The following is a 20548-nucleotide window of genomic DNA, read 5'->3' as shown; positions in this document are numbered from 1 at the left end:
GTGATCGAGGGCCCTCGCGGGGACTTCCGATAAGCTGTCTCCGGCGGAACCAGCCGCCCGCGGTCCGGCGCGGGCAACTATCGCGCGCTGATCACAGTTCCAGTGTGGTAAGTCGATCGCTTTGGATTTCGATGGCTTCGGTGCGCTCGGCCAGGCGTACCGTGTACTGTCCGGGCATCAGCGAAACCGGGTCGGCGCCGGCGACGCCGCGGCCGATGACCTCGCCGTCGGCATTGACGATATCAAACGAGGGATTGACCGCCCGGGTCAGGCCCGCGGCCAGGCCCACTTCGTCATCGGCGTTGAAGTAAGCGCCACCACCCAGCGCCGCCCAGCGCTCGAACGTTTCGCGCAGGCCGGGATCATCGATGGCGTAACCCACGATGTTGAAGCGAATGTCGATGCCCCTGGACCGCATCGCCGCGATCACGTCCGCCGGATTGCCATCACAGGTTTCCTCGCCGTCGGTCACCAGCACGATGATGCGCTCACCGCTCACGCCGGCCAGGTCGGGCTCCGTGTGCGCCAGTGAGTCGGCGATCGGTGTCTTCGCCAGGTTCATCGCAGTGATCCCGGCCAGGACGGCCGCGGCGCCAGCGCGGTCGAGAGGCTTCAGCGGAATTTCCAGGTCGGTTCGGCAACTGTCGGCCTCACGATGACCGAATACCCGCAGTGCCAGGGGTGTGCCTGCCGGCAGGGTCTCACTGATCAGGCCGTCCAGCGTGCGCTTGGCGATGGTGATCCTGCGTTCACCGTTCTGCCGCTGCAGCATGCTGCCGGAAGCATCGAGTATGATCTCGACGGCATCACCCGGTCCCAGGGCCGGTCGATTCCCGGGCAGTACCTGCAGGCTGCCCGGCAGGATCGTGGGTGGCGTGATGTCGATGCGTCGACTGGCCAGGGTCGTGCCCCCGTGGCTGACGTAGCGCAATTCGTGAACACCGGGCGTTGCGGGTGCGTGGATGAAAACGGTTTGGTCAATGCCGGGGGCGACGCCGGTGTCATCGCCGGGTTCGATGTATGTGTAGGCGACATCGTCATCGGCCCCGTCGGGAAAAAGCCTGATCACATCCCCGTAATTGCCGGGACCGGTCCAGTGCACTTCGAAGCGTTCATTGCCCGGTGCCTCATCCGGCGCGTCCAGTTCGGCGGACACCCCGGTGACGTCGAACGCGGCGGTGCCAATGACCTGGTCGCCTGTCAGGTAGACGACTTCGTAGGTGCCCGGCTCTTCCGGCGCGCGCAGGGTCACGCCTTTCGGATTGATGCCCACGTAGCCATAGCTGCCGGTGTTCCGCCCGCCCGAATCGCGCACGCGCAGGCGGTCTCCATGGTTGGCGGGGCCGTTCCAGTTCGCCTGGAACACCGCGCCGGCCGGTACGGTCGCCGGTATCGTTACATCGGCCTGTACGCCGAAAACCCGAAGGGCCGCGCTGCCGATGACTTTGCGTCCGGTGACGTATTCGACCCGATAGTCACCTGCTTGCGCCGGGGCCCGCAGGGATATCTTGTTGTTTTTGGCCAGGCCGACATAAGCATACGCGCGGCCCACCGCCTTGCCCGTCGAATCCGCGATCCTCAGGGTGTCTCCCTTGTTCGCCGGTCCACTGAATTGCACGTCGAAGGCATCGTTCATGCCGACCTGCTGCGGTACCTCGACCATGGCTTCCACGGCCTGTACCGTCAGAGGGCTGTGCGCGATGATTTCTCCGCCGGACACATAAACCACCTGGTACTCGCCCGGGTCGACCGGGGCGGACAGGGTCAGAAGCCCGTTTTTCGCCAACCCGACATAGGCATAGCTGCCACCGAGGAGATTGCCGTCGGTATCGGCGAAGCGCACGGTGTCACCCCGGGCGGGCGTCCCTCCTGTCTGGACTTCGATGGCCTCGTTGATGCCGGCGCTCGCGGGTGCGTCCAGGGTGATGTTGTCCTGGCCAATCACGGCCGGCGGCAGCAGTATGGCGCACACCCACACGGCAATGAATCGAATACGTATCATCCTGGAACCCCTTTTGGTTTCAGATAGGAGACTCAGAGATCATCGGTGTGGATGGAATTCAAGTCAAATTGCCGGCCAGGGCGTGCGCGGCATTGCGGCGAACGGTCTGCTCTGGCACTTTGGCCTGCCAGATCGCGGGTGTTGACGGGATGGCGTGGTGTTGATCGACAGACTGCCCTTGCAGGCCGTGGTGTTCTTCCTGGTCGCTGCCGCTTTCAGCACCGTGTACATCACCCAGCCGGTGCTGCCGGTGCTGGCGGAGGAGTTCGGAGCGGATCCTGCCCGGGTCTCGCTGACGGTTTCCGCCGTGGTACTGGGCATCGCGCTGTCCATCCTGCCCATCGGGATTTTGACCGACCGTTCGTCAGTGCAGCGGATTCTGCTGGCCGGGGGCAGCGTGGTTGTGGTTTGCAGCCTGCTGGCGGCACTGACCGAACACCTCTGGACCTTGATCACGGTTCGCTTCGTGCAGGGACTGTTCGTGCCGATGCTGACCACCAGCCTGGTGGCCTACCTTGCGCGCACTCTACCCCCCGAGCGGCTGAATGTCGTGATGGGCAGTTACGTATCCGCGACGGTAACCGGCGGCCTGGGTGGCCGGCTGCTGGGCGGCTGGCTGCATCCTCCGGCCCACTGGCGTTATGCCTTCGTTACTGCGGCTGTCCTGGTCGGTGTCGCCACCGTGCTGGCGGTCTGGCGTCTGCGCGGTGATCGCCCGATCAGCCATCCCGCCGCCAGTGGAGCCGGCCTGTGGTCGCTGGTGGTTCGGATCGACCTGTTGCGGCTGTTCGGTGTGGCGTTCGCCTCGTTCTTCGCCTTCTCGTCGGTCTTCAATTTCCTGCCGTTTCACCTTTCGGAACCGCCTCTGGCCGTACCCGTTCAGTGGGTGACGGCTCTCTACCTGACCTATGTGCTGGGCATCCTTGTCGGTCCCCTGGCCGGCGGTATCAGCAACCGCCACGGCAACGGAGCCGCGATGAGCGGAGGTGCGGCGGTATTCGCGCTGGGATTGATGCTCTCCCTGCTTCCATCGGTGCCGGCTGTCGCCGTTGCGTTGGCGGCGGTGTGCACCGGCTACTTCGCGGTGCACGCATCGGCGGTGGGTGCGCTCAACCAGCGCCTGGAGACCGGCCGCGGGCGGGCCAACGCCCTGTACGTGTTGTTCTACTACGTGGGTGGCTGGAGCGGTATAACCGCTTCGGGCTACGCCTATGAACACCAGGGCTGGCGCGGCGTGGTCGTCCTGTGCCTGGTGATGATGCTGGTGCCGCTGACCCTCGGATTGTACGAACTGCGCCGCGTTCCCCGAACACGTCCTTGACGTGTCCGAACGGTCGAACGTCAGCGCCAGGTTTCCCCCGGAACGCCATTCAGCCAATTACTGTCCCGGCCGGATGAGGGCGGACGACCGGAGCAGGTCGACGAAGGGCTCCGCCAGCAATCGCGAACCCAGCGAATTGAAATGGTCGCGATCGCGGTACAGAAAGCTGCTGCCGTTGTCGGGGTAGCAATACCCGTCCGACCGGGGGCAAACCGTGTCGAACAGCTTGAACACGACAACGTTGGCATGCTCTTTTTCGAGTTGGGTCAATCGGTCCGTTACTGACTCGACCAGTGGCTCGAACGCGTCTCTCTGCAGTCGGCAGATCTCGCGTTCATCGAGACTGCACTCACGGATGTCCTTGAACGGAAAAATCGGGCTCGGGCCGGTAATGACGAGGCTGACGCCCCGGGCCGCGAGGTCGTCGGCCAGGCGGCCCACATCATGGAGCCAGGGGCGAATCTCCTTGACCGTATGCGGCGTCGAGCGGGAAATGTAGATCCGTGCGATGAGCACGATGTCGCCCGCTTCGAACAGCGGCCGGATGCGTGAGTACAGTTCTTTGCGGGGCACGAACTGTGTGCCGGGTTCGAATGGATATGGCCAACCCGGGGTTTCGACCAGGTGTACGCCAACACCGAGGCGGTCGTGGAGTTCGTAGAGCATTCCCTGCAGGTGTCCGGAATGGCTGTCGCCCATGGTCCAGATGGTCGGCATGGAGGATCCGGGTCGGGGCGGCAGGGTGCAGTCCGTCACCGTATCCGGTGTCAGTTTGCGGCTGCCGCCGTCCAGGGCGCAGGTTCTCTTGTGTGATTTGCCGCTCGGCCTGACGGGCAGATAGGGTGGCGGATGCAGCGAGGCCGTGGCCGTCGCTGATTGTGCGCCCGTGCCAGCCATGGCGAACATCAGCATCCCGGCAATCAGCGCGTTGCCGGTGGCGCCCAGGGCGATGTCACCCACCCGGCGTCCCGACCAGGTTGCATAACGCAGCGGCTTTTCGATGGCATGGTAGGAAAGCACCGCCGCAATCGCGGCAATGAGCACGTAAACGGCCGAGTGCCGCCAGCCCGCGGCCAGCACGATGGGTCCCAGGGCTATGGCAGGCCAGTGCCACAGGTAGAGCGAATAGGAAATCTTGCCGACATAGACGGTCGGTGAAAAGGAAAGAATCCGGGCAGCCGGTGAATTCCGTTCGGATGCGAGCAGAGTGGCCGCCAGAAAAACGGCCACGATGGTCGCCGGCATGTGGTGGTGTTCGGGAACGAGAAAGCAGGCGATCAATGCCAGCAGAACCAGCGGAGAAAGCGGACGCAGCGCAGCCTGTATGCGTGGCGCCTGCAGGTGACGCCGGCCGAGAAAAACCAGGGAACCGACACCCAGCTCCCAGATGCGCGCGGGCATCAGAAAAAAAGCCGCCGCCTGATGCTCGCCGTAGAGCCCGGCAAACAGCGTGATGGAAATCAGACCGCCGACGATCATCGCGAGACCGAGCAGTCTGAAGGACCGGGCGCCGGGGCGAAAATAGAACAACCAGACAAAAGCGGGAAATACGACATAGAACTGTTCTTCGACACCCAGGGACCAGGTGTGCGTGAAGGCATTGAACAGCGAGGAAGGTGAAAAATAGTCGAGTTCGAAGAAGAACAGGACGATGTTGCCGAATCCGAACAAGGCAGCCAGTCCGGTTTCAACGGATGCGGCGGGAAACGGGTCGGTCGCCAGCACCACCGAACCGGTCACCGCCACGCAAACGGCCAGCGCCGGCAGAAGCCGCCGCACCCGCCGGGACAGAAAGCCCGCGTACAGTTGTGCCAGTTGCGTGCGCCGCTGGCTCATCAGGGACGCCGTGACCACGTAACCGGAAATCGCGAAAAACACATCGACGCCGAGAAAACCGCTGGGCAGGAACTTTTCCGGGAGATGACTGGCGATGACCGCCACCACGGCGACGGCTCTCAGTCCATCGACATCTGCCCGATAAGCGAGCTTGCGCATGTTACCTCTGCCGGTTTTTCCTGAGCAGTGCCCGTGTCAGCCCGACCACCCGGTGATCATACGCAGTGCCGTGCGTGTATTCGACGGTCCGGGCTGACCGAAGTCATGCAAAGAACACTTTCGCCCCGTGGCCACGGGTTCAGCTTGAGGCTGGTACTCAACCGGGAAATCGTACGGCCGCGCCGGGATGGGGGGCCGTCAGGTGGTGGCATCCAGCGCCGCCAGCCAGGACTGTTCCACGTCCCGGGGAAGCACGTCACGCCGGTTCTTTCGCCGCTCTTCGGGTTGGTTCATCCACCAATCGAAGGTGGCCCGGACCGTCTCCGTGAACGGGCGGTTGGAAAATCCCCGTTCGCGGGCCGCGGCCTGGCTGAAATGGCCAACGGCCGGATTTTCCAGCGGATCGGGGCACATGGGAAAGCGCCATTCCAGTTCGTGGTCGCGCAGGAACCCGGACGTCATCCAGACCAGGTCCGGATCGGCGCCGCTGGCGGTCAGTGATTCACGCATCAGGTCGCCCGTGGTGGTCGCCCCCGGCGGGTTGACCATGTTGTAGGCGCCCTCGATGCGTTCTTCCAGGGCGCGCACGGTAAATTCAGCGAGGTCACGGACGTCGACATAGCTGATCGCCAGTGATTGCGGGCCGGGGACCGCCATGCGACCGCCAGCCAGCGGCCGGTCGATGTACCAGATGAAACGGTCGGTGTGGTCGCCCGGGCCACAGATGAAGGTCGGCCGCAAAATGGTGTGCGCGGCCGGATAGTGGGCTTTGACCGCGGCTTCGCACAAGACTTTGAGCGGTCCGTACGTGGTGCCTGTGACCTCCTCCACACCCGGGTCTTCGAGTGTGGCCAGCGGTGCGGATTCGTCCATCTCCGGGCTATCGAACCGCTCGTAGACCGCGACCGTCGAAATGAACAGGTAATGAGGAGTGCCGGCTGCCGCCAGCAACCGGGACGAGTCATCCACGTGCCGCGGTACGTAACCCGACGTGTCGATCACCGCATCCCATTGCCGGCCTTCAAGGGCGGTCAGGCCGCCATCCCGGTCACCGACCAGTTGTTCGAGTTGTGGAAAGGCGTCCGGATGGTTGCCGCGGTTGAACAGGGTGACTTCGTGGCCGCGGGACAGCGCCTGCCGGACCATGTGCGGACCGATGAACCCCGTGCCGCCGAGGAACAGGATGCGTAACGGTTCTTCGTTGGGCCGTGTCCGTGCCGTCAGGCCGAACGGCACCAGGGCACCGAGCGCGCCGGTACCGAGGTTGCGGATCAATTGTCTGCGATTCAACGTCATTTGCGGTCTCCTGTACTTCGCTGTCCGTCGTGCCGGCCGGCTGGCAGATCCACACTTTCGGATTCAGCGAAGCATACACGGTGACTGGCGAAATCGTCTGTGCCGGCCGTCATGGCCGGGTCGGTCGCGGTGTGTTGATGCGGAAACCGGTCCGGGATTGTTCGACGAGGCGTTCTGTGTTCTATTGCGCGTTTTGACCGCCAGGATGAATCGTGACTGAAGCCCCCCTGATTGAAATGCGCAATGCCACCGTCTGGCGCGGCTCGACCCGCGCACTGCACCGTTTTTCGCTGAGTATCGGTCAGCACGAGCGGGTGGCCATCCTGGGGCCGAACGGGGCAGGGAAGACCACTTTGCTCAAGACCATCACCCGCGAACTGCGCCACGCGCCGGATGACGACAGCCGGGTCAGTATTCTGGGCCGCGAGCGCTGGAACGTCTGGGAATTGCGCAAACACATTGGTCTGGTGTCGCACGAGCTGCAGGCGGAATTCACACCCTACGCCAGTGTATTCGACGTGGTGGTTTCCGGTTTTTTCTCGAGCATCGGACTGGACGACCGGCTGCGCGCCCGGGTCCGGCCGCGGCATCGGGAACAGACACAGGAGATCATGCGCGAACTGGAAATCGACGTCCTGGCGGATCGGGCTTACCGCGACCTGTCCACCGGGCAGCAGCGCCGGTGTCTGCTCGGCCGCGCATTGATCCATGACCCGCATACGCTGATCTTCGATGAACCAACCGCCGGACTGGATCTGGCGGCGACTTTCGATTTTCTCGCGCGGGTTCGTCAATGGGCCAGGAACGGCCGCAGCCTGGTGTGGGTGACGCATCATCTGAATGACATTCCGCCCGAGGTCGAGCGGGTCATCATTCTCAAGAACGGTGAAATCGTGTCCGATGGCAGTAAAGCGTCCGTTCTCACTGCCGAATGCCTCAGCGACGTGTACGAAACGAATCTGCGTGTGACGGAAGTCGACGGCCATATTCTGGCCTATCCGGGGGCGGCGTGAGTCCGGTCGCCGTGGGTTGATACTTGCAAGCCCGGCGTCAGCCGTCTAAAACGGGTCACGAACCCCGCAGGCAATCGGATACAGGCATGACAGAATCGACGGACACATTCGACCACATCATTGTCGGCAGCGGCATCAACTCGCTGGTTTGCGCCGCTTTGCTGGCGCGTCGCGGCGACCGCATTCTGCTGTTGGAGCGTAACGACCGGTTGGGGGGCTGCATCCGCACCGAGGAACTCACCGCGCCGGGTTTCATTCACGATGTGCTGTCGAACTGGCATCCCTTGTTCGTGACCTCTCCGGCCTATGCCGAGCTCAAGGATGACCTGGAGAAATACGGTCTGGAATACTGCAATACCGATCGGCCCACCGCGGCCATCCTGCCGGACCAGAGCTATTGCATATTGAAAACTTCACGCGAAGAAAACGTCGCGAATTTCAATGCACTGTCCGCCGGTGATGGAGATCGTTACCAACAGTCCCTGTCAGAACTGGAGCAGTCCCTGGATTTGACTTTTACCCTGCTCGGCAATGAGTTTTGGCGCTGGGGCACCGCGAAGGTCTTCCTGGCGGCGTTGATCAAACGCGGGCCGGTGTTCCTGAGTCGCTATTTTGCGTCCTGCCTGGAGAACGGACGCAACTGGCTGGAGCGGGATTTCAATTCGGAGGCGGCCGCAGCCTGCTTCGCCACCTGGCCGGCCCATACCGGCATGAGCCCGGATGCGACCACGTCCGGTCAGATGGCGCGAATCATCGCGTTCACGCTGGAGATGGCTGGCTGTCCCGTCGTCAAGGGCGGGGGGTTCCGCCTGGTGCAGGCGTTCGAGCAACTGATCCGTGCGCACGACGGCGCCATTCGTCTGAACGCCGATGTCGTGCAGGTGCGCACCGAAGATGGCAGGGCCACCGGTGTCGAACTCGGCGACGGTACTGCGTTTCACGCCACGAAGTCGGTCATCTGCAGCACCACGCCTGCCCAGCTGTACCAGCGCCTGCTCGATCCCGCCGTCGTGCCCGAGCCCATAGCGCAACAGACCCGGGCGTTTCGCCACGGCCGGGCCGACATGCAAATCCACCTGGCCCTGGATGCCCCGCCGGAGTGGGTTCAGGATGAACTGGGCCAGGTGGCCATCGTTCACGTAACCCCGGGCCTGAACGGGGTTTCGCGGGCCATGAATGAGGCCGACCGCGGCCTGTTGCCGGCGGAAGGAACAGTGGTGGTCGGGCAGCCGGCGGCATTGGACCCCAGTCGCGTTCCGGAAGGCAAGGGCCTGCTGTGGATCCAGTTGCAGGAACTGCCTCCCCGTATTCTCGGTGACGCCGCTGGCGAAATAGACATCCCGCCGGATGGGAACTGGACCGAGTCGGTGCGCGAAGCCTATGCCGATCGCATCGTCGATCGCCTCGGCAATCATATCCGTGGGCTCAGGGAACACATCATCGCCCGTACCGTGCTGTCTCCGGCCGACCTGGAGTCGCTCAATATCAATCTGGTGGGCGGTGATCCCTATGGTGGGGAATGCAGTCTGGATCAGAACTTTTTGTGGCGGCCGCTGCGTGGGCTGAAGAACCACGAAACGCCGATCCGTAACCTCTACCACATCGGCGCATCGACCCATCCGGGGCCCGGTCTGGGCGGGGGTTCCGGCTACCTCGTGGCCAAGAGCCTGTAACCTCCCTGACCGGGTTGGGCACGACAGTCACCGGGCCCTCCTCAGTTGTGAGGGCCTTCACCCTAAAATGCGGGTTTACTGTCGTGCGAGTGGTACATAACATGCATCCGAAATGCGGCTTTCCGTCCGGATGGCTGCCTGGTCTGGAGGGGGGCGGCAACGATTAGCGTGCAGGCCTCCCGCGAGGGAGTGCATGAACAGGTTCACACCACCATGGGGTTTCGCCCCGATCATTCTGCTCGTCGTCATCTGCATTGCAGGCCGGTGCGGTCCACTCTTCGCCGATGAAGCTCTGGATCGCTTCGAGGGGGTTTGGAAACCCTCCCGTATATCCCGCGACGACCCGCTGTGGCTTATTGAAGATCTTGCCTGCAGTGGCTGTACGCTGCAGGGCTATCGACATCTGCAGGATCTGCTGGCCGATCCGGAGAACAACGACCGTTCCATCGGCGAACTGGTGAATGACGTGCGTGCCTTCGAGGCTGATCTGATCGATGCCTCGTTGACACCGGCGGCACGGGAAGCGCTCGCTGCATTCGACCCCACGGATGACCCGACCATTGATTGCACGCCGGACGGCGACGGGTTGCAGCATCAGATCAATGCGCCCTTGCCCTTTGAAATCAAGCGGGTGCAGGGCGGTCTGGAGCTTCGTTACGAGTACTGGAATGCCGTCCGTCGCGTTTCGCTGGACGCGCCCCCTTCACTCGGGGCGTCGCCATCACGTCTCGGGACGTCGACCGCGCGGATGCGTGGGGACACCCTGGTGATCGAGACCACCCGGCTGGTGCCCAACAAGATCGGCTTGCCCGGCGGGTCCATACCGCTCAGTCCCGAAGCCCGCATCGTCGAGGAGTATTCACTGTCGGAGAACGGCCAGCGCCTCGACCTTGTGCTTACCACGCATGACCCGGTGAATTTCACCGAACCGCTGGTGGACCAGCGGTCGGTACTCCGGGCGGAAGGCTGGACACTCAATGAGTTTGTTTGTGAAGCGACAACAGGAGAATTCTGAATGGCGTGGCAGAAAAATTACCGTGGGAAGGGAACAACCGGGGCGCCGGCCGTGCTGCTCAGATTCATTCTCGGGTGCGTCGCCACGGTGCTGGCGACCGGTGTTCATGCACACCACAACGCCGCTTCGCACTATGTCATGGACCAGGTTGTTTCCGTCACCGGTACGGTGGCTGAATTCCGCCTGATCAACCCGCACGTGCGTATCTATTTCACCGTCGAGACAGACGACGGATCGACCGAGAAATGGCTGGCGGAGGGTAACGCCGCCGGCGTTCTGAAACGACGCGGATGGACCCAGGACATGCTGTCGCCCGGTGATCGAATCACGGTTACCGGCAGGCCCGCACGGGACGGCGGAAACAAAGTGGACTGGGAGACCATCGTGCTGGAAGACGGCACCGAGATTCGTGGTGGCAATACGGTAGCCGGGGAACGGCAGCGTCAGCTCGACGAGTTGGAGCAGAGAAGGCGCCAGCAGCGAGCAGCAACGGATTCAACCGCGGACTGATCCGCTTTCGGTGGCCCCTCGTCTGGCCACCGATTCCATTATCGAAGGCACCCGGACCACGGGGCGGCCCGTCCGGGCCGGCCGGAAGTTTGGATTTTCAGTACATCCTGAACTTCCCGGTCCCATCCAATCACAAGAGAAAACGGAGAGAAATGTGATTACACCGAAACGAAGAAGAAACTCGACATTGCTGTGTCTCTGCCTGCTCGGGCCCGGGCTCGTTAATGTGGCGGCCGCGCAGGACGGCTCACGCACGTCCTCACAGCTTGAAGAAGTTATCGTAACGGCCGAGCGCAGAGTTCAGTCTCTGCAGGACGTGCCCATCAGTATTTCCGTTTTCGATTCCGAGGCGCTGGAAGCGACGAACGTGAAGGACCTGCGCGGATACTTCGTGCAAACGCCCAACGTTTCCTACCAGGAAGCCGGTCGCAGCGGCCCCCGCTCCGTGGACATCGCGATTCGCGGCGTGAGCAACATCGGTGGCAGCGTCAATGCTTTCGGTGTTTACCTGGACGAATTCAATGTCGCCAATGTCGCGCAGGAAGGCGCGGTCAACCTCGTGCTGGAGGATATTGAACGGGTCGAGGTACTGCGTGGACCGCAGGGCACCTTCTTCGGCCGCAATGCCACGGGCGGAGCGCTCAACATCACTTCGAATCAGCCCGGTCCCGAATACGAAGGAAAAGTGAGTGCGCATTACGGCAGTCACGATACATGGGGTCTTACCGGTGTCGTCAATGTTCCGGTGGTGACAGAGCGTTTCTTCCTGCGTGCGATGTTCAATCACGAGGAAAGCAACGGGTTCATCAAAAACGTCAACGAATCCGGCGGCCGCAGCGATTATTCGCTGACCAGCACCAAACTGGCCGGCCGTTGGCTGGCGACGGATGATTTTACCGTTGATTTCGCGGCCTACATCACGCGGGACGATTCCGGCCTGGATCCGCTGGTTCCCACTGGGGTTCTCGATGCGGACACCGCTTCCATCGTGGGCACGACGGTGCCGGTCTCCAATGGATTGCCGTTTTACCCCGAAAACACCACGCTGGTGAATCACGACCGGCGTGAGCGGCAGAACAATGATTCCGATATATTGACGCTGCGCATGACGTATGAGGCGGATAATTTCCAGATTCGTTCCATCACGGGCTTCATCGACACGGAGCGGGATTACCACGACGATCTTGATTTCACCAGTGAATCCCTGGTCTATCAGGATGCGTTGGACAAGACGTCGAGCTGGAGTCAGGAGGTTCGTGTCCAGTCGACTGCGGACAGTGCGGTCGAGTGGACCGTGGGGGCCTTGTACGCCGAGGACGAAGTGGACAGTGACTTCGGTGTTTTCGCCGGTTCGGATGGGTTCTTCGGACTGCCGGATGGCTTTCCCATCGATGTGGGAGACAACTACAACAAGGCGACCAGTTGGGCAGTCTTTGGCCAGGCGCTTTGGCAGGTGAGCGACCGGGTCGCGATTACGGCGGGTGCGCGTTATTCCCACGACAAGGTGGAAGGTCGCGCTGACGGCATCGGCTTCGGCACGACCCTGGACACGCAGACCGGTGAGCAGTCGTTCGATGACTTCTCCCCCCGTTTGTCGGTGTCATACGATTGGAACGACGACGTCACGACCTACGTCACGATTTCAAAGGGATACAAGGCCGGCGGTCTCCAGTTCAACGAATCGGTTACCGAGCAGTCTTACGATGAGGAAATCCTGTGGAACTACGAGGCAGGTGCCCGCATGTTTTTCCTCAACCGTTCCTTGATGCTGAACGCTACCGTGTTCTACATGGATTGGGAGGATCTGCAGGTCACCTCGTTCGAAACCCTGACCAATCCGGATACCGGTGAAATCGTATTGGTTACGACCACCAACAATGCAGCCAGCGCCTCCAGCAAGGGATTTGAGCTGGAGTTCGCTGCCCAGCTCGGCGACGCCTGGTCGGTTTCCGGTGGTGCCGGATATCTCGACGCCAAGTTCGACAGTTTCCCAAATGCCGTGATTACCGGCGCGCAGGTGGACCTGTCCGGCGAGGACATGATTCGCGCTCCCGAGTGGACGCTAAATCTGCAGTCGCAATACAGTTTCCCCATCCAGATTTCTGGTTTTTCCGGCCTGGAAGGCTATGTCCGCGGTGAGTGGAGTTACCGCTCGGAAACCGTGCCTAATATCGAAGCGATCCTGACTCCGGGCTTTCCCAACGAGACACCGGCCTTTGATGTCCTGAATTTGCGTCTGGGTGCGGAATCCGATGCCGGTCGTTTCGAAGTGTTCGTCGAGAATGCCCTCGACGAAGATTACTATACGGGGCAGAGCAATTTTGGCTTTGGCGGAATCCGTGTGCGTCCGCATCCCCGCATCTGGGGTGTTCGATTCGCCACGGAGTTCCAGTAAAGTCCGGCAGAATGGGGACGGGAATGGCCGGCACTTCCTGGTGCCGGCTTTTCCTCGAGTCCCGGGGTCGCCCCTGACCCCGTCAGCCGGGCCTTTTCAATGAGGCGGTCTGCAACAGGCCGTCCAGTACCGCGGTGAGTTTCTCGATATCGATGGGTTTGGTGATGTAGGCGTTTGCGCCGCGTGACTCGAGTCGTCTGATCTGGCTGGGCGTGGCATCGGCGCTGACGATGACGACCGGAATGTCACGCGTTTCCGGATCAGCCCGCAGTCGGCGGAGGACTTCTTCACCCCCGATGTCGGGCAGGTGAAGGTCGAGAAGAATGACCTCCGGTCGATGTTGCCGGGCCAGTTCCAGACCAATTCGGCCCTGCATGGCGGAAAGCAGATTCAGTCCGTCCCAGGATGAAAATACGTGCTCGAGCAGATTGAGATTGGCGAGGTTATCCTCCACCACCAGCAGCCGGATGTCGCCGCGTGCCTGGTCGGGGCTTCGACGCTCCCGTATCGGCAGCGTTGCGGAATCGGTCACCGGGTCCGCCACCGCATCGAGAAACACCGAGAAGATCGAACCTTCGGGGCCGGTTTCTTCAAGCCGGATGTCACCGCCCATCAGCTTGACGAGCTGTCGGGACAATGCGAGACCGAGGCCGGTACCCTCTGAGTGGGTGTTGTCGAGTCGTTCAAAAGGCTGAAACAGCTGTTCTTTGAATGACTCCGGTATGCCATGGCCGGTATCGCGTATGTCGATCCGGCAGCGATCCTGCTCCGGGCCCTGGCACTCGACCTCGACCCGGCCGCCCTCGTGGTTGTACTTGATCGCGTTCGAGAGCAGGTTGATGAACACCTGCAGCAGTCGTTGGCGGTCCGCGCGCACATGCATCTGGGTGCATTGTTCGTGGACCGTAACCGTAATTCCCTCTTCTTTGGCCAGCGGATTGATGAGTCCGGTCGCGTTCCCCAGAATGTCGCCGATACACACCGGTTCCAGCGACACGGGCAGGCGGCCTGCTTCGATGCGGGCCACGTCCAGCACCTCGTTGATCAGCTTGAGCAGATGATCTCCCCCATTGATGATGTGCCGGACTTTTTCCTGCAGGTCGTCACCCGGGTACTGCATCTGAATCAACTGGGCGAAACCCAGGATGGAATTCAGAGGGGTGCGCAGCTCGTGGCTCATGCGCGAGAGAAATTCGCTCTTGGCTTCATTGGCCCGGTTGGCCGCACTGACGGCATCCATCAGCGCGCGTTCATGTTCCTTGCGGTCGGTAATGTCCCGTACGATGCCGGTAAACACGCGATTGGAACCGTAATTGACCTCGCCCACGGTGAGTTCGATGGGAATCTCACGGCCATCCTTGCACTTGCCGACCAGTTCGCGCTTGACGCCGATGATGCGCTGCTTGCCGGTTTGCAGATATCGCTCGATGTGCCCGTCGTGTTCCTGCCGGTCCCGTTCGGTCATGATTACCGTGAGCTTGCGCCCGATCAGTTCGTTGCGGGCGAAGCCGAACATCTCAAGCACCGCGTCGTTGGCCGTGATGACCGTGCTGTCTTCGTTCACAGTCATGATGCCGTCGGCGGCGGTTTCGACAAAGGTTTTCAACAGGCCGCGCTCACGCGCCAGTATCTCGCTTACGGCTTTCTCTTCGGTCACGTCACGAGCGGCCGCGTACAGGGTGCCGTCGGCTTGCGGTACCGATTTCCACGACAGCACCCGGTAATCACCGTCTTTGCGGAGGTAACGATTCTCGAATGCATTGACCGGTTCGCCCAGACGCTGCTGGCGTTCGACCGCACGGCGGGTGGGTACCACGTCATCGGGGTGAATGAATTCCAGGAACGGCCGGCTGGACAATTCTTCGGGCGTCCAGCCCAGGGTGCGCGTGAAGGCCGGGCTGACCCGCTTGAAATAACCGTCGTTGCTGGCGATGCACAGCATGTCCAGCGACAGATCGAAAAAGCGCCGCAGATCTTCATTGGCCTGGTTTCGGGCGGCCTCGGCTCCTTTCCAGCCCCGTTCCGCCTGCTGCCTGGCCCGTTCAGCCCGACCGAGCCATCGCGTCCCGCTCCAGATCACGAGCACGAACAGGCATAACAATGCACTCACCAGCAGAACGATTCCGGTGCCGGCGGAGTAAGCATCGAAATAGAATTCTCCGATCACCCGTAACAGGGCGATGATGACCGTGCCGGCGGCCGCCGCGGCGAGCATTTTTCGAGCCTGGTGTCCCGGCAGATCGTCCCGGGTAATGTGGCGCATGGGCCCTTCCTCCGGGCGCAGCGCCAGCAGCGCCAGGCCGAGCACGACGAGCAGTCCGGCGGTAATCACGGACAAGCCATGACTGGGTGCCAGGGGTACGCCGGGCAAATGGCCAATGCCGTAAATGAAGGTGCCGTAGATGCCGATGATCAGGGTCATGAACGACGCCACCTGTCCGCCGGTGACCGCGCGCGGCCCATCGATGGCCAGCAGAACAAGCCCCGCGGCGGCACACGTCAGTCCGGCCGTGGTGGTTGGAGCGATCAAGGCCGGCACCGCGGCCGCGGCCAGATCGCGTCCGAACAGCATCTGGTCGATACCCAGTCCCGATCCCAGGGATTGGGACAGGGCGTTGGCGCCCATCAGCGCCAGAATCGCGACGGCACTGCCGAAAGCGAAGGACCGCGCGGGCGCCCCCGTGCGGTCCCGCTGCAGCGCAAACACACCGCAGCCGGCCAGCAGGAAGGACAGTGCAGTCAGGGGATGCACCGCGTCGAGTCCCGCAACCGCCTGTTGCAGAGTCGCGATATTCCAGCGCCATCCGACCCAATTGAGAATGGGAATGATGATCAGGCACGGTATGGCGAGGCGCAGGTACAGGCGTGCATGGTCGTTCATCTGTCTGCACTCCCCTTTTATCAAATATCTGGACTGAGAATCATCATCATTGTAGAGCAATCTTTCAAGCAGACGAGGAAGAACCCTGCATCTGGTGCGTCGTCCATGGCGCCGGGCGTTGAGACGAGGCTGCGGGTGGGTTAGGCTCGGAGACGTCCGTAGCGAGCCCATTCAAGTGTCCCGACATGCCCAGTAGACGTGAATTCATTCTTCAAGCGACCACTGCCGCGGCGATGGTGGCAAGCCGCAGTGTGCGATCCGACCCGCGTGAAAAGGAAATGATGACCCGGGTGATACCGGGTTCCGGTGAAGCCGTGCCGGTCATCGGCATGGGAACTTCCGGCAGCTTCGAGGTGCGGCCGGGAAGTGCCGAGTACGAGGCCCTGCGCGATGTGCTGGCCGTGTTTTTCGAAGGCGGCGGCAGGCTCATCGACACCGCGCCGACCTATTCGAATGCCGAGGATGTGCTCGGAGACCTGATGACCGACGAACAGCGCCGGCAGGTATTCCTGGCGACCAAGCTTTCGGGGGTTCGCGGTCGAGACGCCGGTCGGGCGCAGTTCGCCGGTACCTTGCGGCGTCTGGGCATGGAGCGCGTCGATTTGCTGCAGGTACACAATCTGCGCGATACCGCGACCCAACTGGCGGTCGCTCGGGAATTGCGGGACGAGGGCAAAGTTCGCTACGTAGGTGTCACGCACTACGTCGACAGCGCGCACGACGAGCTGGCCGACGTGGTCGAGAAAGAAAAACCCGATTTTCTGCAGATCAACTATTCGGTGATCGCCACCGGGGCCGAGAAGCGCGTGTTTCCGGTGGCGCAGGAGCACGGGGTGGCCGTTCTGACCAACCGGAACTTCAACGACGGGCGACTGTTTCGCCAGGTCGCCGGCCGGCCGGTGCCGGACTGGGCGGCCGAAGTGGGCGCCACCTCCTGGGCCCAGTTGTTTCTGAAATTCGCGCTCAGCCATCCGGCCGTGACCGCGGTCATACCGGCAACCGGCAAGCCGCACCGCCAGGCCGACAACCTGGGTGCGGGCAGTGGTGGACTGCTGGACGCGACGCAGCGTCGAGCCCTGCTGGCGGAATTTGACTGAGGCCGGAATTCGCCGGTGGGTAAGCGCGCTATCGACAGACCCTGTAAATCCGGAGGACGATGATGAAACGACGCCAGTTCTGTGGAGTATCCGTGGGCGCAGCCGTGGCTGCGGCGCTTCCGGGCGGACCCGCTTTCGCGGCCACGGCCCGGGCCATCGCCAGCGGTGGGGCCGATGTCAACGCGGTGACCGGAGCCGGCGCCCAGGTGACCCTGTCGCGGGCTTCAATCGACGAACTGGCCGGACAGTTGCGCGGCAATCTGCTGCTGCCGGGAAACGAGGCCTACGAGGATGCGCGCTTGCTGCTGAATCCGTCATTCGACAAGCATCCCGCCCTGGTGGTCCAGCCGCGGGGCGCGGCCGACGTGCAACAGGCGGTGGATTTCGCGCGTGCCCACGAATTGCTGGTAGCGGTGAAATGCGGCGGTCACAGTGCGTCTGGCAAGTCCAGTTGCGACGGCGGCATGCAGATCGACCTTTCGCTGTTGCGCTTCGCACGGGTCGACCCGCAGGCGCGGACGGCGCTGATGGGCGGCGGCAGCCTGTTGGGTGAACTCGATCACGAGGCCATGGCGCAGGGACTGGTCACCACTGCGGGCACCGTGTCGCACACCGGTGTGGGCGGACTCACCCTGGGTGGCGGCTTCGGGCGCGTGGCGCGCCGCTATGGCCTGGCCCTGGACAATGTGCGGTCGGTGGAAATCGTGACCGCCGATGGCCGCTTGCGGCACGCCAGTGCCGAACACAATCCCGATCTCTACTGGGGAGTTCGCGGCGGAGGCGGCAACTTCGGCGTGGTGACGGCGTTCGAGTTCAACCTGCATCCCATGTCGCGCCAGGTGGTTGCGGGGCGCCTGGTGTACCCGTTCGCACAGGCCCGGCAACTGCTCGAATTCTACGGGGAATACGGCGCGAGCTGTCCGGACGACCTCTACCTCGATGCCGTCATGGCCGGGCCGCCGGGCGGCGCGGAGCCCGTCTTCATGTTCAGTATCGTCTGGATCGGTGATCCGGGCCGGGCCGACGAGGTGCTGGCGCCGCTGCGCCGGGCGGGGACCGTGCTGAACGAGAGCATCAAGACCTGGGATTACGTGGCGCTGCAGAGATCTGGGGACATCGACGACCCGCGTGCCAGCGGATCCTACATCAAGGGAGCTTTCCTGCCCGGAATTGACAGCGAGGTCGCGCGCAGGATCGTCGAAGCATTTGAGCCCCACCCGGGGCGGAGCACCGTGGCGGCATTCCAGCATTCGGGCGGTGCGATCAACCGGGTGCCGGCAGACGCCACCGCGTTTCCGCATCGCGACGCGATGACCAATCTGTTCACCATGGTCGGCTGGCCGTTCGGTAACGAATCGGCCGAACACATCGCATACGTCAAGTCCTACTGGCAGGGAATCGAAGACGTCACCCGCGGCTTCTACGCCAACGACGCCAGGGACGAGAATCAGGCTGAGGTGGATCACAACTACCTGGGCAATTACGACCGCCTGGTCACCATCAAGGACCGTTATGACCCGACGAACCTGTTCCGCCTCAACGCCAATATCCGGCCTTCCGGCGCAGCCGGGCGGGCGCGCCGCGTGGCGGCTTGACCGCGCCATGATGAAACCGGCGGGGGGACGATCGTGCTGAGTGCGCTGCTGGGCAGGTTCGTCGACTTCCGGGACGAAACCGAACTGCGCGGGACCTTGTGGGCGACCGCCTACGGCTTCGCCATCCTGTTCGGCTATTACATCCTGCGCGCGGTTCGCGACGAAATTTCGTCGGCCGACCGGGGCAATCTGCAGATCATCTGGACGGCTGTATTCGCTGTCATGCTGGTGGCCGTGCCGCTGTATTCCTGGTTGAATTCACGCATGTCCCGGGCGCGGTTCGTGCCGTTGGCCAACCGGTTTTTCATTCTCTGCCTGGTGGCGTTCTGGGGCAGTCTCGTGCTGTTGCCGGAAGCGGCCCGGCCGTGGATCGACCGGACATTCTACGTATGGACCAGCGTTTTCGCGTTGTTCGTGGTCAGCGTGTTCTGGGGCCTGGTCGCGGACTGTTTCGACAACCAGCAGAGTCGCCGCCTGTTCCCCTTCATCGCGGTGGGCAGTTCGCTGGGTGGCATTTGTGGTTCCGCGGTGACGGCCCTGCTGGCCGATCAGGTTCCGACGTTTTCGCTGTTGTTGATCGCCTGCGTGCCATTGGAAGTGGCCTCGTGGTGCGCATTGGCGCTGCATCGGCGGTTTGGCACCGGCAACGTGCACATCGAGGGTGAGTCCGGCAGGCCGGTGGGCGGCGATGTGTGGACGGGTTTCCGGGCGGTCGCGCAGTCGCGCTACATGACCGGCATCGCGCTGTTCATCCTGCTGATGACCTGGTCATCGACGGTGCTGTATTTTCAGCAGGCGAGCCTGCTGCAGGAGGCTTTCGCCGACCGCGGTGAACGCACCGCGTTCTATGCCCGTATCGACCTCGCCGTGAACATCCTGACCATCGTGTTCCAGGTTTACCTGACCGCCCGCCTGATCAAGTGGCTGAGTGTCGGAGTCGCGCTTCTTGCCATCCCCGCGATTGTCGCCATCGGCTTTTTCGGGCTGGGTCTGTACCCGACCCTGGCGGTACTTGTCGCGGTGCAGATTGCCTATCGTGCCGGCCGCTACGGCATCACCAAGCCCGCGCGCGAAATCCTGTGGACGGTCCTGCGGCGCGAGGACAAGTACAAGGCCAAACCCTTCATCGACGCGGCGGTGTATCGTGGCGGCGATTTGATCAGTGGCTGGATCTACACCGGCCTGGCGGCGTTCGGCCTGTCGATTGGGGGTATCGCGCTGGTGGCGGCTCCGTTCGCGGCCGTCTGGGCCGTGCTGGGTCTGAACCTGGGGCGTCGCCAGGAACGCCTGGCGGACGATGCAGACGAAGCGGCTGCCGTGGTGCGCGGCTCGTCCTGATTTTTTCTTCCGGCCGGCCTCGCTGCCGGGCGTGCGCTGGCCGTCGTCACCATCGGCGATTTTCGCCGGCTTCCACCGTGTCATTGGAACGGCTTTTTTCCTTCAATTCCGGGTTCGCGGCCGCTGGGGTGGGGCGTTTCTCATTTGAGCTTGTAAATGAGAACGATTATCATTACCATTGAGCCTGTGAGCGGAGAGAAGCCAAATCGCCCGTGCACCGAGCCCAGCGCTCGTGTCGCGCGTATCCGAGGCAACGTGATTTCCAGTGATGAGTTGCTGGGCTGCGATGGGCGTTTGATGATTCGGCATGCATCCGCCACCTACGAACTCAGAATCACCCGGCAAGGAAAGCTTCTATTGACCAAGTCGTATTGACGACCAAACCCAAATTCCGGTTCGCTCCGGAAACCGCTCCCG

General features: G+C 62.5%; 14 protein-coding genes. 10 read left to right on the top strand and 4 right to left on the bottom strand.

Annotated elements, in window-relative coordinates; genetic code table 11:
• Window positions 1-91: 91 nt before the first annotated feature.
• A complete protein-coding gene (locus V3330_RS02040; RefSeq protein WP_354693713.1) occupies window positions 92-2002 on the bottom strand; it encodes a vWA domain-containing protein in 1911 nt (636 codons plus the stop codon).
• Window positions 2003-2159: 157 nt separating this feature from the next.
• Here V3330_RS02040 and V3330_RS02035 point away from each other — a divergent pair, with 157 nt between their 5' ends.
• Entirely contained in the window at window positions 2160-3323 is a 1164-nt protein-coding gene (locus V3330_RS02035) for an MFS transporter (RefSeq protein WP_354693712.1), read from the top strand.
• A gap of 57 nt (window positions 3324-3380) precedes the next feature.
• Here V3330_RS02035 and V3330_RS02030 read toward each other — a convergent pair whose 3' ends face one another.
• Window positions 3381-5318: an acyltransferase family protein gene (locus V3330_RS02030; RefSeq protein WP_354693711.1), complete on the bottom strand. Its 1938-nt coding sequence runs from the start codon at window positions 5316-5318 to the stop codon at window positions 3381-3383.
• Window positions 5319-5516: 198 nt separating this feature from the next.
• Complete coding sequence (locus V3330_RS02025) at window positions 5517-6614, bottom strand: NAD-dependent epimerase/dehydratase family protein (RefSeq protein ID WP_354693710.1); 1098 nt, start codon at window positions 6612-6614, stop codon at window positions 5517-5519.
• A 212-nt stretch (window positions 6615-6826) separates the two neighbouring features.
• Here V3330_RS02025 and V3330_RS02020 point away from each other — a divergent pair, with 212 nt between their 5' ends.
• The 5 genes from V3330_RS02020 (at window position 6827) to V3330_RS02000 (ending at window position 13220) form a co-directional block, all read left to right on the top strand.
• Window positions 6827-7627, top strand: coding sequence for an ABC transporter ATP-binding protein (locus V3330_RS02020; protein WP_354693709.1), 801 nt, complete (start codon window positions 6827-6829; stop codon window positions 7625-7627).
• Between the two features lie 86 nt (window positions 7628-7713).
• The gene (locus tag V3330_RS02015; RefSeq protein WP_354693708.1) at window positions 7714-9300 is read left to right on the top strand and encodes a phytoene desaturase family protein; all 1587 of its coding nucleotides are present in this window, start codon (window positions 7714-7716) and stop codon (window positions 9298-9300) included.
• Window positions 9301-9493: 193 nt separating this feature from the next.
• Window positions 9494-10315, top strand: a complete 822-nt coding sequence (locus tag V3330_RS02010) for a hypothetical protein (protein WP_354693707.1) — start codon at window positions 9494-9496, stop codon at window positions 10313-10315.
• Complete coding sequence (locus V3330_RS02005) at window positions 10316-10825, top strand: DUF6152 family protein (RefSeq protein ID WP_354693706.1); 510 nt, start codon at window positions 10316-10318, stop codon at window positions 10823-10825.
• 154 nt (window positions 10826-10979) lie between these two features.
• Window positions 10980-13220: a TonB-dependent receptor gene (locus V3330_RS02000; protein ID WP_354693705.1), complete on the top strand. Its 2241-nt coding sequence runs from the start codon at window positions 10980-10982 to the stop codon at window positions 13218-13220.
• Window positions 13221-13302: 82 nt separating this feature from the next.
• On the opposite strand, the gene V3330_RS01995 is transcribed toward V3330_RS02000, so the two are convergent.
• Entirely contained in the window at window positions 13303-16101 is a 2799-nt protein-coding gene (locus V3330_RS01995) for a PAS domain S-box protein (RefSeq protein WP_354693704.1), read from the bottom strand.
• A 185-nt stretch (window positions 16102-16286) separates the two neighbouring features.
• Here V3330_RS01995 and V3330_RS01990 point away from each other — a divergent pair, with 185 nt between their 5' ends.
• The 4 genes from V3330_RS01990 to hemP all read left to right on the top strand — a co-directional run bounded on the left by V3330_RS01990 (window position 16287) and on the right by hemP (window position 20506).
• On the top strand, window positions 16287-17198 hold the full coding sequence (locus V3330_RS01990) for an aldo/keto reductase (RefSeq protein ID WP_354693703.1): 912 nt from the start codon (window positions 16287-16289) through the stop codon (window positions 17196-17198).
• Window positions 17199-17260: 62 nt separating this feature from the next.
• Complete coding sequence (locus V3330_RS01985) at window positions 17261-18793, top strand: FAD-binding oxidoreductase (protein WP_354693702.1); 1533 nt, start codon at window positions 17261-17263, stop codon at window positions 18791-18793.
• 33 nt (window positions 18794-18826) lie between these two features.
• Window positions 18827-20131 (top strand): NTP/NDP exchange transporter, encoded by a 1305-nt coding sequence (locus V3330_RS01980; RefSeq protein WP_354693701.1) that lies wholly within the window; start codon window positions 18827-18829, stop codon window positions 20129-20131.
• 156 nt (window positions 20132-20287) lie between these two features.
• Window positions 20288-20506 (top strand): hemin uptake protein HemP, encoded by a 219-nt coding sequence (gene hemP, locus V3330_RS01975; RefSeq protein WP_354693700.1) that lies wholly within the window; start codon window positions 20288-20290, stop codon window positions 20504-20506.
• The last annotated feature ends 42 nt before the right edge of the window (window positions 20507-20548 follow it).

The sequence above is a fragment of the Elongatibacter sediminis genome (genome assembly GCF_037892215.1).
GTDB lineage: Bacteria > Pseudomonadota > Gammaproteobacteria > Xanthomonadales > SZUA-36 > Elongatibacter > Elongatibacter sediminis.
Note: the sequence above shows the minus strand (reverse complement) of the source record. Positions and strands in the feature narration are given on the sequence as shown.

Bases quoted from the DNA above. Each gene is read 5' to 3' on its own strand.
- V3330_RS02040 (WP_354693713.1), bottom strand. From the start codon at position 2,002: ATGATACGTATTCGATTCATTGCCGTGTGGGTGTGCGCCATACTGCTG.
- V3330_RS02030 (WP_354693711.1), bottom strand. From the start codon at position 5,318: ATGCGCAAGCTCGCTTATCGGGCAGATGTCGATGGACTGAGAGCCGTC.
- V3330_RS02025 (WP_354693710.1), bottom strand. From the start codon at position 6,614: ATGACGTTGAATCGCAGACAATTGATCCGCAACCTCGGTACCGGCGCG.
- V3330_RS02015 (WP_354693708.1), top strand. From the start codon at position 7,714: ATGACAGAATCGACGGACACATTCGACCACATCATTGTCGGCAGCGGC.
- V3330_RS02010 (WP_354693707.1), top strand. From the start codon at position 9,494: ATGAACAGGTTCACACCACCATGGGGTTTCGCCCCGATCATTCTGCTC.
- V3330_RS02005 (WP_354693706.1), top strand. From the start codon at position 10,316: ATGGCGTGGCAGAAAAATTACCGTGGGAAGGGAACAACCGGGGCGCCG.
- V3330_RS01995 (WP_354693704.1), bottom strand. From the start codon at position 16,101: ATGAACGACCATGCACGCCTGTACCTGCGCCTCGCCATACCGTGCCTG.
- V3330_RS01990 (WP_354693703.1), top strand. From the start codon at position 16,287: ATGCCCAGTAGACGTGAATTCATTCTTCAAGCGACCACTGCCGCGGCG.
- V3330_RS01985 (WP_354693702.1), top strand. From the start codon at position 17,261: ATGAAACGACGCCAGTTCTGTGGAGTATCCGTGGGCGCAGCCGTGGCT.
- hemP (WP_354693700.1), top strand. From the start codon at position 20,288: ATGAGAACGATTATCATTACCATTGAGCCTGTGAGCGGAGAGAAGCCA.